Genomic DNA, 13,857 nt, shown 5'->3' with positions numbered 1-13,857 from the left:
GGTCACTAGGGAGTATTTAGCCTTGGGAGATGGTCCTCCCGGATTCCGACGGAATTCCTCGTGTTCCGCCGTACTCAGGATCCTCCTAGGTGTTATCCAAATTTCGCCTACGGGGTTTTTACCCTCTTTGACATACTTTTCCAAGTATTTCGACTATCTGAATAGACTACCATATCGGAGTCCTACAACCCCAACAAGCAAGCTTGTTGGTTTGGGCTTTTCCCGTTTCGCTCGCCGCTACTCAGGGAATCGAATTTTCTTTCTCTTCCTGCAGGTACTTAGATGTTTCAGTTCTCTGCGTCTACCTCGACTGCGCTATGTATTCACGCAGACGTAACATCCTATAAAAGATGCTGGGTTTCCCCATTCGGAAATCTCTGGATCATAGCTTACTTACAGCTCCCCAAAGCATATCGGTGTTAGTCCCGTCCTTCATCGGCTCCTAGTGCCAAGGCATCCACCGTGCGCCCTTATTCACTTAACCTTTGACCTTACGGTCGGTTTTGAGTACTTCTTCTAGCGATAGAAGGTTGCTCAAGAAAATAAGCGTTGAACTTATTAAAAAACTCTTTTAACATTTCAACTCGGTGTGTGTTACTTGTTTTGATTTTTTCTTCGATATCCAGTTTTCAATGAACAAAGCATAACGACCATTGTCGTTAATGGAGCCTAGCGGGATCGAACCGCTGACCTCCTGCGTGCAAAGCAGGCGCTCTCCCAGCTGAGCTAAGGCCCCGGGTATTTACTTGAGAGTAGACCTCTCAAAACTGAACAAAGGCAAACGATGTGTAGTCTTCCGAAATATTCCTTAGAAAGGAGGTGATCCAGCCGCACCTTCCGATACGGCTACCTTGTTACGACTTCACCCCAATCATCTATCCCACCTTAGGCGGCTGGCTCCAAAAAGGTTACCTCACCGACTTCGGGTGTTACAAACTCTCGTGGTGTGACGGGCGGTGTGTACAAGGCCCGGGAACGTATTCACCGCGGCGTGCTGATCCGCGATTACTAGCGATTCCGGCTTCATGTAGGCGAGTTGCAGCCTACAATCCGAACTGAGAGAAGCTTTAAGAGATTAGCTTAGCCTCGCGACTTCGCAACTCGTTGTACTTCCCATTGTAGCACGTGTGTAGCCCAGGTCATAAGGGGCATGATGATTTGACGTCATCCCCACCTTCCTCCGGTTTGTCACCGGCAGTCTCGCTAGAGTGCCCAACTAAATGATGGCAACTAACAATAAGGGTTGCGCTCGTTGCGGGACTTAACCCAACATCTCACGACACGAGCTGACGACAACCATGCACCACCTGTCACTTTGCCCCCGAAGGGGAAGCTCTATCTCTAGAGTGGTCAAAGGATGTCAAGACCTGGTAAGGTTCTTCGCGTTGCTTCGAATTAAACCACATGCTCCACCGCTTGTGCGGGCCCCCGTCAATTCCTTTGAGTTTCAACCTTGCGGTCGTACTCCCCAGGCGGAGTGCTTAATGCGTTTGCTGCAGCACTGAAGGGCGGAAACCCTCCAACACTTAGCACTCATCGTTTACGGCGTGGACTACCAGGGTATCTAATCCTGTTCGCTCCCCACGCTTTCGAGCCTCAGCGTCAGTTACAGACCAGAGAGCCGCCTTCGCCACTGGTGTTCCTCCATATATCTACGCATTTCACCGCTACACATGGAATTCCACTCTCCTCTTCTGCACTCAAGTCTCCCAGTTTCCAATGACCCTCCCCGGTTGAGCCGGGGGCTTTCACATCAGACTTAAGAAACCGCCTGCGCTCGCTTTACGCCCAATAAATCCGGACAACGCTTGCCACCTACGTATTACCGCGGCTGCTGGCACGTAGTTAGCCGTGGCTTTCTGGTTAGATACCGTCAAGGGATGAACGTTCTACTCTCATCCTTGTTCTTCTCTAACAACAGAGTTTTACGATCCGAAAACCTTCTTCACTCACGCGGCGTTGCTCGGTCAGACTTTCGTCCATTGCCGAAGATTCCCTACTGCTGCCTCCCGTAGGAGTCTGGGCCGTGTCTCAGTCCCAGTGTGGCCGATCACCCTCTCAGGTCGGCTATGCATCGTTGCCTTGGTGAGCCGTTACCTCACCAACTAGCTAATGCACCGCGGGTCCATCCATCAGTGACGCAAAAGCGCCTTTCAACTTTCTTCCATGCGGAAAATAGTGTTATACGGTATTAGCACCTGTTTCCAAGTGTTATCCCCTTCTGATGGGCAGGTTACCCACGTGTTACTCACCCGTTCGCCACTCTTTTTCTTTCGGTGGAGCAAGCTCCGGTGAAAGAAAAAGCGTTCGACTTGCATGTATTAGGCACGCCGCCAGCGTTCGTCCTGAGCCAGGATCAAACTCTCATAATGATTTGTTTGAATGACCATACGGTCATTAAGCTCATAAAAATTAACTTTGCTAGCTATTGCTTGCATGTATTTGTTTCAATAAATTGAAACGTCCTACACATTGGTTCGTTTGCTTGCTTTGTTCAGTTTTCAAAGGTCTACCGTGCTGTGTTAGCAACTTTTATATCATATCAGAGCGACATTTGATTGTCAACTCTTTTTTAAAAGTTTTTTCGCTCGTTGTTTTTCAACTTCGTAGCGGCTGTCTCAGCGACTTCATTAGAATAACAAATGATTTGTTATTTGTCAACAACTTTTTTTAATTAATTTTGTTGATGTATCAACGTCGATTAACTATTTTAAAATTGCGACTTCGTTATAATATCATCTGTCGAGCTGTGCGTCAACCACTTTTTTCAATTCTTTTTACGAATTCATTTCAGTCATTTGGCACATGTAATAATATACCAACTAAATCCCTTGCGGTCAATCATTTTCTATGGCTTTTTTTAATTTTTACAAACCCGTCTAATCACATTGAATCCAACTTTTATCGTTCGCATTTAATCCGTTTTCTAGCAATTACCCTGGCTTTTTCCCCTCTAATTCCTCACTGTTTTTCTCCCTGATCCAGCAGACAAGAAAAAAAGCCGCCCATCTCTTGCGAGTGGACGGAGCTTTTTTATCTCATTGTCGGGAATAATAAAACGTCACGAATCGATTGTGCATCGGTCAACAGCATCACTAAGCGGTCGATCCCGATCCCTAATCCACCAGTTGGCGGCATACCGTATTCAAGTGCTTCTAAGAAATCTTCATCCAGCCCATGGGCTTCATCATTTCCTGCTTCGCGCTCTTTTTCTTGTCCTTCAAAACGTTCTCTTTGATCGATTGGGTCATTCAATTCCGTGAAGGCATTCGCAAATTCACGACCAACGATAAATAATTCAAAGCGATCCGTAAAGCGTTCATCTTCTGGATTCTTTTTCGCTAATGGCGAAACTTCCACTGGATGACCAAAGACAAAGGTTGGCTGCTGTAACGTTTCTTCAACAAATGTCTCAAAGAATTCATTGATGATATGGCCAACAGTCATGGCATCAGTGATTTCAACATGATGTTCTTTTGCTAAACTACGCGCTTCTTCAACGGACATTGGTTGCCAGAAATCAACACCTGTTTGATTTTTGATTGCATCGACCATATGGATTCGTGCAAAGTCGCTAGCTAAATCGACTTCTTGTCCATCGTATTGGATCGTTGCTGTATGCAAGACTTTTTCAGCAGCATTACGGATAATGCCTTCTGTCAAATCCATCACATCTTTGAAATCTGTATATGCTGTATACGCTTCTAGCATCGTAAACTCGGGATTATGGGTCGTATCGATTCCTTCATTTCGGAAAACGCGGCCGATCTCATAGACTTTTTCCATGCCACCCACGATCAATCGTTTCAAGTGAAGCTCAAGTGCGATTCGTAAATACAGATCCATGTCTAAGGCATTGTGGTGTGTAATGAAGGGACGAGCCGCTGCACCACCTGCTTGATTATGCAATACTGGCGTTTCGACTTCGATATATCCATGTCCGTCAAGGTAACGACGAATTTCGCTAATGATTTGGCTTCGTTTCATGAAACGATCAAAGCTCTCTTTATTACTGATCAAATCCAAGTAACGTTGACGGTAGCGTTGTTCTACGTTCGTCAAGCCATGGTATTTGTCTGGCAATGGACGCAATGCTTTGGATAAGATCACGATTTCTTTGGCTTTGATGGTCACTTCGCCAGTGTCGGTCTTCATGATTTCACCAGATACACCAAAGAAATCACCTAGATCTGCATGCTTGAATACTTCGTAAGGTTCGTCCCCCACTTGGTCTTTACGTACATATATTTGAATACGGCCTTCGCGGTCTTGTAAATGCGCAAAACCAGCCTTCCCTTTTCCACGTTTTGTAACGATTCTTCCTGCAATGCTTGCTGAAAGATTCATTTCGGCTAATTCTTCTTTGGTTCTTTGATCAAATAACTCATGTAACTCGGCAGAATTATGGGTGCGTTCGAATCGCTTGCCAAAAGGATCAATGCCTTCTTCCCGTAGTTTTTCCATCTTTTCACGGCGAACCAACATTTGATCATTCAATTCTTCTTGTGTTTGTCGTTCCTCTGTCACGAGTTTTCCTCCATTCTTAACTTGGGTTTCCTTCTTATAATGCCAATGATGACGCAAAAAATCAAGCCGAACTTTCGAATCGACTTGATTTGTTTCTTATTCCTTAAAAGTTGCTACCGGCTGTTTTTCGGTCTTCTCTACAAATGCATCCAATAAATCAAAAATCGTTTGCTTATCTTCTGCTTGATTGATAGCTGCCTTCACTTTGGCTGCCCGTGAAATACCTTTTAAGTAGTACGCAGCATGTTGGCGGAATTCTCGCGAAGCGATTTTTTCCCCTTTTAGATCAGCCAACCGTTCTAAATGAAGTTTCGCTGTCGAAATTTTTTCTCGTGGTGTTGGTTCCGGCAACAACTCGCCTGTCTCCAAGTATTGCTTGGTGCGGTGAATCATCCACGGATTGCCTAAGGCTGCCCGTCCGATCATCACTGCATCAGCGCCGACTTCTTCCAACATTCGTTTCGCATCTTCAGGGGTTCTGACATCGCCGTTGCCCATAAAGGGAATGGTGATACTTTGCTTCACTTGTTTTAAAACGTCCCAATCAGCCGATCCTTCATACATCTGTACACGGGTTCTGCCATGCATACCGATTGCTGCAGCACCCGCTGCTTCCGCGGCTTGGGCATTCTCAACCGCAAAGACGTGCTGCTCATCCCAACCGATCCGCATTTTGACGGTAACGGGCTTGTCGATCGCACTGGAAACAGCATGGACCATTTCATAAACCTTGTCGGGATCTAAAAGCCACTTCGCACCAGCTTCTGCTTTGATGATTTTGTTTACAGGACACCCCATATTAATATCAATGATATCGGCAGTTGTGTTCTCTGCGACAAATTGCGCTGCTTCTACTAAGGATGCTTTATTCCCACCAAAAATCTGAATACTAAGAGGATGCTCGGTCTCGTCAATAAACAGCATCTCAAGGGTCTTCTTGTTACGCAGTTGAATCCCTCGATCACTGATCATCTCACAGACGACTAAACCCGCGCCAAATTCTTTGACTGTCACACGAAACGCAGAATTGGTGATCCCTGCCATTGGCGCAACGACGACGCGGTTAGGAATCTCAACCGAGCCGATCTGCCATGTCTGTCTATCTTTCACTTACGCTTCCGCCTCTTTCTTCAACGCCGCCAATTCCGTTTCATCAAAATGATACTTGTTGCCACAAAACGAGCAGACTGCCTCTGCCCCATGATCTTCATCGATCATTGCTTGGATCTCCTCAGCCCCTAAGGTGATGATCGCTGTCGCAAATTTTTCTTTCGTACAATCACAGTGGAACTGGACGGGCATTTTTTCTAGTACTTCGATCGTCGTGTCTGGTAACAATGTCGCTAAGACCTCTTCTGGTGATTGGCCTTCATCGATCAAGGTTGACACTCGAGGCAATTCTCCCAAACGTTTTTCGATGGCATCAATGATCTCTTCACTGGCACCAGGCATGATCTGTAGCATAAATCCACCGGCTGCCCGAATCGAATCATCGGTTTCTACTAATACACTCAGACCAACAGCAGAAGGAATCTGTTCTGACACTGCTAAATAATAAGTAAAGTCTTCCCCAAGTTCCCCAGAGACGATCGGTGTTTGTCCAGAGAAAGGTTCTTTTAGCCCTAAGTCTTTGATTACGGTAAAAATTCCTTGGTCTCCCACTGCGCCCCGAACATCCAATTTTCCTTGAGGATTCAATGGCAGACTGATCTGTGGATTTTTTATGTATCCTTTTACGTCCCCACGGCCATTGCTGTCTACGACGATTGCCCCAGCAGGACCATTTCCTTGAATTTTGACGGTCAATTTGTCTTCCCCTTTTAAGGTACTGCCTAATAACAAACTTCCCACCATCGCTCGCCCTAAAGCAGCAGATGCCGTATTCCATGTTTCATGGCGTCGTTGTGCTTCGGCGATCGTCTCTGTTGCCGATACGGCGTATGCTCGGACGAAGCCGTCATATGCGAGTGCTTTTACTAAATAATCCTTCATCTTGATTCTCCTTTTTATTCATTAATGAATCATACTAGGAAGCGCCGCTTTTTTCAACTGAATGTGTTTGAATTTAAGAAAAGTCTTCTTAAATAGAAACAAAAAGGCGCCGAGTTTCCTCGGCGCCTTGATACGTCTTGTTTTAGGCGTTATCATCTTTGTTTTCTTGATCAGTCGGTTGGCTTTCGCTATTGCGGCGAACGTCTTCCAATTGTTGATCAAAATCGTTTGATGATGCATCTTCGCTGTGTTTTTCTGCAGCTTGCTTCTCTGCATCTTTTTCTTCCAGCGCACGTTTCGCTTCTTCAAACGTTTGGGCTTTTTCACTAGGATACTCAGAGCTTTCAGTCCCTGCAGGCATTTTGCCTTCTTCAAACAAAGATTTGATTGCTTTAGCATCCAATGTTTCATGTTCAAGTAGTTTTTCAGCGATCAATTTGTGTTGGGCACGATGTTCTTCAATGATTTCATGGGCTTTTTGATGGGCATCCATTAAAATCTTGCGAACTTCTTGATCAATTTCAAAGGCAACTTGTTCAGAGTATGCTTTTGTTTGACCGTAATCGCGACCGACAAAGACTTGATGGTTTCCTTCATATTGAACTGGACCTAATTTATCGCTCATTCCATATTCTGTCACCATGCTTCTTGCAAGCGCAGTTGCTTGTTCAAAGTCATTGGAAGCCCCCGTTGATTGCACACCGAAGATGATTTCTTCAGCCGTACGTCCACCTAGCAAGCCAACGATTTGTTCAAACATATCTTCTTTAGTCATCAAGAATTGATCTTCTTTCGGCAAGGCGATCATGTACCCACCAGCTCGCCCCCGAGGAATGATGGTTACTTTGTGTACCACACGGGCACGACTCAAGACTAAACCAACAATGGTATGTCCTGCTTCATGGTAAGCAACCATTTCACGTTCGCGTTTGTTGATGACACGGTCTTTCTTCGCAGGACCAGCGATCACGCGGTCTTCTGCTTCATCGATATCTGAAGCATCGATTTTTTTCTTGTTACGACGAGCAGCAACTAAGGCGGCTTCGTTCAAGACGTTTTCCAGATCCGCACCGGCAAAGCCCGGTGTTTGTTGGGCAACGACTTTCAAATCAACATCATCTGATAAAGGTTTGTTCCGAGCATGAACACGGAGGATTGCTTCACGGCCTTTCACGTCTGGACGACCAACTAAAATCTGACGGTCAAAACGACCTGGACGCAGCAACGCTGGATCTAGAACATCCGAACGGTTCGTTGCGGCAATGACGATCACGCCTTCATTCCCATCAAAACCATCCATCTCAACCAATAATTGGTTCAATGTTTGTTCCCGCTCATCATGTCCGCCACCCATACCGGCACCACGTTGGCGACCGACGGCATCGATTTCATCGATAAAGATGATGGCTGGTGCATTTTTCTTCGCTGTTTCAAATAAGTCACGTACCCGGCTTGCACCGACACCGACAAACATTTCAACGAAATCTGAACCAGAGATCGAGTAAAACGGTACGCCAGCTTCACCGGCAACGGCTTTGGCTAGCAACGTTTTCCCGGTTCCCGGAGGTCCCTCAAGTAAGACACCTGCTGGGATACGGGCACCTAATTCAACGAAACGTCGAGGATCTTTCAAGAATTCCACGACTTCGACAAGTTCTTGTTTTTCTTCTTCTGCACCGGCTACGTCTGAAAAACGTACGCGGTTGGCTTTTTTGTCCGCTTCTTTGGCTTTTGATTTGCCAAAGTTCATCACACGGCCGCCACCGCCACCGCCGCCGCCTTGTTGGCTCATCATCATATAGAAGAAGAAAATGATGATCACAAGTGGTAAGAAGCTAACCAAAAGCGATAACCAAATACCACTGTTGGATTCTTCTTCGATGGTAGTTTTGACCCCTTGTGCTGAGGCCAGACTGGTGACTTCGCTCAGCGTAGAATCATTTGGTAAAATGATCGTTGAAAAGCGGGTCGAACTCGCCTGTGTATTGCCTAAAACAGACAAGCTGTTGTCATTGCTGACAGTTTGTTCTTCATTGTATTCACCAACGATTCGATAAACACCGTTAGCGGGTTGGACAGTAAATTGTTTGACCTTCCCGTCTTTCAGTTGTTCTGTAAACGTGGAGTACTCGATCGTTGGGGTCTGCTGATTGCCATTTCCAAAAATGAAATAAACGACCATGACCATCGCCAACAAGACAAGTACATAATATAAGGTATTTTTTACCATACCGTTATTTTTCTTATTCATGCGTACCTCCCTGGCTATTTTGTTTTATCAATCCTGACCATTTAATTGTATCACAATTGATTTAGAACAGTCACTAATTTGACTGATAAACACTAGGTTTTAAGACGCCAACGTAAGGTAAGTTTCGATATTGCTCTGCATAGTCCAGTCCATATCCAACAACAAACTCATTTGGCACATCGAAGCCGACGTAATCAGCATCGATCTCAACAACACGGCCTTCCGGCTTATCTAATAACGTCACGATTTTCACTGATTTCGCTTTACGGTATTTGAATAGATCTACCAGATAAGCCAACGTGCGACCACTGTCAATGATGTCTTCAACGATCAAAAGATCGCGGCCCTCAACATTTGTATCTAAATCTTTAATGATTTTGACTTCTCCAGATGAAATCATGGCATTGCCATAACTTGAGACATCCATGAAGTCTAACTCCAAGTAACAATCCATCTCACGAACGATGTCTGCCATGAAAGGAACGGCACCTTTCAGTACACCTACGACTAGAGGATTTTTATCCGCATAAGCCGCCGTTAATTCTTGACCAAGTTCCACACAACGATTTTTGATTTCGTCACGGGAAATCAAAATTTTCTCAATATCTTTATCTAGCATAAAGTTCTCCTTCCAACTCTTACTTCTGATATTTATAAAGAAGTATGTAGTGTATTTTATCAGTTTCTGGCGTAATACTCAAATAGGAAAATGCATGAGGTAGTAAGGCAATCACCTGTTTATCAAGGTTTGTGACGACCCAACTTTTTTCTCGCTCTTCATTAGGAATTTTTGAATCGATAAAAAAACGACTGATCTTTTTGGTCAGGCCACGTGCCAAGCGGATTCGGTCTCCTGGCTGACGCTTACGTACGATCAGCTCAGAGGAATAGTTTAGCGGTAAATCTTGGGAAAACTCTGACCAATTTGTGATTTTTTTGGGAATATGCTGTTCATTTATCGGAAAATACCCAATCCATTCCTTTTCAGAAAGATAGATCCCTTCTCCTAAAACCAGACGCTGACTGACTTCTGTCAACGGCGCTGCAGGCTTTTGGGGAACAGCAATGGGTTCCAACAGTAATTGGTCATAGCTGCGCCGCAGCTGCCACTGTTTGTGCAACGCCAATTGCCATTGCCCTTTCTTTTCGTCTAGCAAACGCAATAGCTGTGGCAGCTGTTTTTGATTGAGTGGATGCTTTGTAAAAGCTTCTGCTTGTTGCAAAAACCCCGCATAGAAAAAATAGCGCTGCGCCGGCGAAAACGTCGGCAGCTGTTGCAGATCGATCACTAAGCGAGTAGCTTGCTGTTGAACGAACGCAGACAACCATTGCTGCTGCTCTTGCTGGATCAACTGATTGGCGAACTGCATTTCTACAGAAAGCTGTTGAAAATGCGGTAACAGTTGCGGATTTTCCGCTTTTAATGCCGGCACTACTTGCTGGCGTAGTCGGTTTCGCAAATACAGCGGTTCGTGATTGCTTTCGTCTTCAAAGTAGGGAATCTGCTGTACTTGCGCATAGTCGTAAATCGCTGTCTTACTGACACTAAGCAACGGCCGCAACAGGATTCCAGCGTGAAAAGGCTGCTGCTGCTGCATCCCGCCAGCCGATTGCAAGCGGCCTTCTCGCATCATCTTCATCAGCATCGTTTCTACTTGGTCATCACTGTGGTGAGCAGTCAGCAAAACATCATAGCCTTCTCGGGACATGACATCGGCAAAAAACGTATAGCGAAAGTCCCGAGCGCTAGCTTCTATGCCGGTTTCTGGCGGATTTTCCCAGCACCGCTCATAAAAAGGAATGCCGCGTTCTTGGCAGTACTGCCGTAAAAAAGCAGCTTCCTCAGCAGATGCCGGACGCAATTGATGGTTTACATGTGCCACACCAAAGACCTGCTCTTTTTGCATTTCGGGAAACAACTGACAAAAGACCTGCAGCAAGACCATGGAGTCGACTCCCGTTGATACCGCCAGCAAAAAGCGGCGTTTTTTTTCAGGATCGATGGCAGTGAGTTGCCCTCGAACGGTTTGAATGACCATCATTTGCCCTCCTTCTCATTTGGTAGACCCACAAGAAAGAAAGCTGAAACAAAACGAACCAACAGTTTTGTTTCAGCTTTTTCCAACTTGCTATTCATGTTTAGTTACGGCGTCCGCCGCGGCCACCGCGTTTTCCTTCTGTATTTCGACGTAATGATGAAAGACGATCATCACTATCTTTTAGAAAAGAACTCATCAATGAATCGAAGTCTTGTTTATTTACATTCGTAGTTTGATTGCGTGAAAAAGATTTTTTCGGATTTGGTCGATTGAATTCTTTTTTCGGGTATTCACGTTTTTCTTCCGGCTTATCTTCTGCTTTGCGGATCGATAGTCCAATTTTCCCATCGTTGCCGATTGCCGTAACAAGTACTGTCACTTCATCCCCAACAGACAACACGTCGTGAATGTCTTTGACGAATCCGTTTGATACTTCACTGATATGCACCAAACCAGTTTTCCCTTCACCAAGATCAATGAACGCACCAAAATTTGTAATACCAGACACTTTGCCCTTTAGTTTCGCTCCAACTTCGATTGACATATAAAAAATGTTCCTCCTAATTTTTACCCATTTAAAATAATTCAAACTACTGCGCTGAGTAGGTATGACATTGCTTAATCTTGTGACTCTGTGGCTGATGATTCTTGTTCGCTTTGCGCAGAACGCTCGTTAGTGTTTTGAGAATCCGTTCCATCTGGCAAGACAGGATAAATTTTTTCGCCATCTTTTGAGTAGAAGAATCGGCTGCGGGCCAATTTTGCCACATACTCATCGTCTTGCAATAAGGCAACATCTCGCTCCAATGAAGCCACTTTTTGTTCAGCTTCTTTTTGTTCGGCGACTGTTTCCGCCTTGTATTCCTTTAGTTTTTGCAGGCGCATTTGGTCGTTAAACATCTGAATCCCCACGACTGCAAATATCGCTAATGCCGCCACGAAAAACGCCACCAGCCGACGTCGGCGAAACACGACTTGCCGCCGCTCTTTTTCAAACTTGGCAAATTGCTCTTTCGCATAATCGGTCTGCAATAGTTCTATTTTTTTATTTGATTCTTTTGCCACCTGAACTCGCTCCCGTCGCTGTCTTTGTTTTTTACATTATACCAACATCCGCAAAGCTTGTCTAACTGAAAATGCCGTAAAAATCAAGCATTTTCTGAGATTCTTTCCTCTGAAACAATCTCATACATTTTTGCAGCGTCTTCTTTTTTCGTCGATTCATGCAATTCATTGACTTTTACTTCCAAGACCTTATTCCCGAACTGAATACGCATAGTATCGCCTACTTTGACGTCACTGCTTGACTTGGCTAATTTGCCGTTGATCTGAATACGTCCCTTGTCTGCCACTTCTTTGGCCACAGAGCGACGCTTGATGATGCGGGAGATTTTAAGAAATTTATCTAATCTCATGTTTTTCACCTCTTCTTAATAGTTTCTTTCCAAATGGAACTAACAGCCATTCGCGAATCGTTAACAATTTGATTTTGATCGCTGTCCCGATAAAGGCTGCGCCTCCCAGACCGACACCGCCTAGGCAAAAAATCAACGCCTGTAGTCGATGGGTCAAAGGACCGTTCAATAAGATCGCAACGAAGCTATAATATAAGAATAGCACGCTTGCCATGATCCCTAAACAAAGAAATAATTTTTTTCCATAATTTCCTTCATACCAAAAGCGATTGATGCTACTTTGTGCTCGACGCTGTTCGGAAACCACAAAACAGCATAAGGTCGCTCCTAACCCCAACAGCGTACTGATACTTGCTCCTGCAGTCCCATAAGAAGCGGTCAGTGGCCACATCGATAGACATTTGACCAAAAGACCAATCCCCGCAGCGAGCAAGCCGAAGGTATAGGTATTGCGACTTTGTTGAATGCTTTGATAGGCTTGAATCGTCGCCATCAGAGCGATGGAAAAGACAAACAATACCAGCGCAGCATTGCCAGATCCGTCTTTAAATAAGGCAAAGTTGATATAAGGCAGCAAAATCGCTAACCCTACCGCAGAAGCCGAAGCAATCCCGATCGTTAGGCGCAAATACATTTTTGCCGACTTTTCAAACAGCTGCTGATTTTTTACCGTCAAATACTTGGTCAACGTTGGCAAAAACGTCGAGCTTAACGCCATCGCTACCACAAGACCTAGTTGGACGAGGGGTTGTCCGCGATCATAGATCCCTTTCGAAATCCGGGCTGTTTGTGCCGTCAATCCCCCCGCTTCTAGCGCATTGGTCAATAAAAACGAATCCGCTAACTGGAACAAGATCAAATAGCCGCTATAAATCGTCAACAGACCGCCTTCTAAGAAGAACCGTTTTTTCAACGAGGTGGATAACACAGCGGTATTTTCTCCTGTACGGGTGACTGGTTTATGCCATAGCGATAGGCGTTTGCCGTTGATTTGTCGGCTATAATAACTTAAAATCCACCACGCCGCAAGGCCCCCGACTAAGGCACCCATCATGGCGATAGTCCCCGTTTGATAAATCGTCCAGCCCAATTGCTGGAAAGCTGCCGCAGCACCTAAAATCACACCAACTCTAAGCAGCTGCTCTACAACTTGAGACACTGCGGTTGGCACCATTTGTAGATTTCCTTGAAACATTCCTCGATAAAAGGTCAAGGGCGGGACAAACAAAAAGGTAAAGGAAACGACTCGAATCAAGCCAGCCAGTTGATGGTCCCCCATCACTTGCGCGATTGGACCGGCAAATAAAAAGGTCACAGCCCATAAGCCAATCGCCGACCAAAGCACATAAGGCGTCAACGCTTGCAGCCGCTCCTTACTTTTCAAAGGATCAGGTTCTTCAGCAACAATGCGGGAGATAAACTGCGGCAAACCTGACAACGCCAAAGTCATTGCCAATCCATAAATCGGATAGACCTGTTGATACACATAAAACCCTTCGTCGCCTACCAGGTTCTGAAAAGGGACCCGATAAACGGCACTTAAGATTTTTGCGATAAAGGAAGCGATCGTTAAAATAAACGCCCCTTCCATCGTACGCTTCAATTGTGATTTCGGCATCCCTCTGGTTCCTTT

General features: G+C 45.2%; 9 protein-coding genes, 1 tRNA gene, 2 rRNA genes and 1 pseudogene (1 of these 13 running past the window's edge). All 13 read right to left on the bottom strand.

The window, feature by feature from the left end; all coding sequences use genetic code 11:
• Nucleotides 1-484, bottom strand: a 23S ribosomal RNA gene (locus IGI89_RS06390); it reaches 2,431 nt to the left of the window's first position.
• A gap of 179 nt (nt 485-663) precedes the next feature.
• A tRNA-Ala gene (locus IGI89_RS06385) sits at nt 664-736 on the bottom strand.
• A gap of 76 nt (nt 737-812) precedes the next feature.
• A 16S ribosomal RNA gene (locus IGI89_RS06380) occupies nt 813-2,372 on the bottom strand.
• The 16S and 23S rRNA genes sit together here with 1 tRNA gene alongside, the layout of an rRNA operon.
• A 661-nt stretch (nt 2,373-3,033) precedes the next feature.
• Complete coding sequence (gene lysS, locus IGI89_RS06375) at nt 3,034-4,527, bottom strand: lysine--tRNA ligase (RefSeq protein ID WP_438735452.1); 1,494 nt, start codon at nt 4,525-4,527, stop codon at nt 3,034-3,036.
• A gap of 96 nt (nt 4,528-4,623) precedes the next feature.
• The gene (gene dusB / locus IGI89_RS06370) at nt 4,624-5,637 is read right to left on the bottom strand and encodes a tRNA dihydrouridine synthase DusB (RefSeq protein WP_005233357.1); all 1,014 of its coding nucleotides are present in this window, start codon (nt 5,635-5,637) and stop codon (nt 4,624-4,626) included.
• On the bottom strand, nt 5,638-6,519 hold the full coding sequence (gene hslO, locus IGI89_RS06365) for an Hsp33 family molecular chaperone HslO (protein ID WP_005233356.1): 882 nt from the start codon (nt 6,517-6,519) through the stop codon (nt 5,638-5,640).
• Between the two features lie 249 nt (nt 6,520-6,768).
• Nucleotides 6,769-8,770 (bottom strand): annotated as a pseudogene (gene ftsH / locus IGI89_RS06360) (ATP-dependent zinc metalloprotease FtsH); the annotation flags it as partial.
• A gap of 73 nt (nt 8,771-8,843) precedes the next feature.
• Nucleotides 8,844-9,389, bottom strand: coding sequence for a hypoxanthine phosphoribosyltransferase (hpt, locus tag IGI89_RS06355; RefSeq protein WP_005230750.1), 546 nt, complete (start codon nt 9,387-9,389; stop codon nt 8,844-8,846).
• Between the two features lie 19 nt (nt 9,390-9,408).
• Nucleotides 9,409-10,809, bottom strand: a complete 1,401-nt coding sequence (tilS, locus tag IGI89_RS06350) for a tRNA lysidine(34) synthetase TilS (RefSeq protein WP_008380147.1) — start codon at nt 10,807-10,809, stop codon at nt 9,409-9,411.
• A gap of 100 nt (nt 10,810-10,909) precedes the next feature.
• Complete coding sequence (locus tag IGI89_RS06345) at nt 10,910-11,353, bottom strand: S1 domain-containing RNA-binding protein (protein WP_005233352.1); 444 nt, start codon at nt 11,351-11,353, stop codon at nt 10,910-10,912.
• A 74-nt stretch (nt 11,354-11,427) separates the two neighbouring features.
• Nucleotides 11,428-11,874 carry an FtsB family cell division protein gene (locus IGI89_RS06340; RefSeq protein WP_430619168.1) on the bottom strand — a complete coding sequence of 149 codons (447 nt, stop codon included), beginning with the start codon at nt 11,872-11,874 and terminating at the stop codon, nt 11,428-11,430.
• Nucleotides 11,875-11,957: 83 nt separating this feature from the next.
• Nucleotides 11,958-12,224 carry an RNA-binding S4 domain-containing protein gene (locus IGI89_RS06335; protein WP_005230745.1) on the bottom strand — a complete coding sequence of 89 codons (267 nt, stop codon included), beginning with the start codon at nt 12,222-12,224 and terminating at the stop codon, nt 11,958-11,960.
• On the bottom strand, nt 12,211-13,842 hold the full coding sequence (locus IGI89_RS06330) for a polysaccharide biosynthesis protein (RefSeq protein ID WP_438735451.1): 1,632 nt from the start codon (nt 13,840-13,842) through the stop codon (nt 12,211-12,213). Before IGI89_RS06330 ends, IGI89_RS06335 begins: the two co-directional genes overlap by 14 nt.
• Nucleotides 13,843-13,857: the final 15 nt, after the last annotated feature.

It is taken from the genome of Enterococcus sp. AZ141 (genome assembly GCF_051714385.1).
Lineage (GTDB): Bacteria > Bacillota > Bacilli > Lactobacillales > Enterococcaceae > Enterococcus_D > Enterococcus_D entomosocium.
The sequence above is the reverse complement of the archived record's forward strand: the minus strand, read 5'-3'. Positions and strand labels throughout refer to the sequence as shown.

Bases quoted from the DNA above. Each gene is read 5' to 3' on its own strand.
- IGI89_RS06335 (WP_005230745.1), bottom strand. From the start codon at position 12,224: ATGAGATTAGATAAATTTCTTAAAATCTCCCGCATCATCAAGCGTCGC.
- IGI89_RS06330 (WP_438735451.1), bottom strand. From the start codon at position 13,842: ATGCCGAAATCACAATTGAAGCGTACGATGGAAGGGGCGTTTATTTTA.
- IGI89_RS06345 (WP_005233352.1), bottom strand. From the start codon at position 11,353: ATGTCAATCGAAGTTGGAGCGAAACTAAAGGGCAAAGTGTCTGGTATT.
- hslO (WP_005233356.1), bottom strand. From the start codon at position 6,519: ATGAAGGATTATTTAGTAAAAGCACTCGCATATGACGGCTTCGTCCGA.
- hpt (WP_005230750.1), bottom strand. From the start codon at position 9,389: ATGCTAGATAAAGATATTGAGAAAATTTTGATTTCCCGTGACGAAATC.
- tilS (WP_008380147.1), bottom strand. From the start codon at position 10,809: ATGGTCATTCAAACCGTTCGAGGGCAACTCACTGCCATCGATCCTGAA.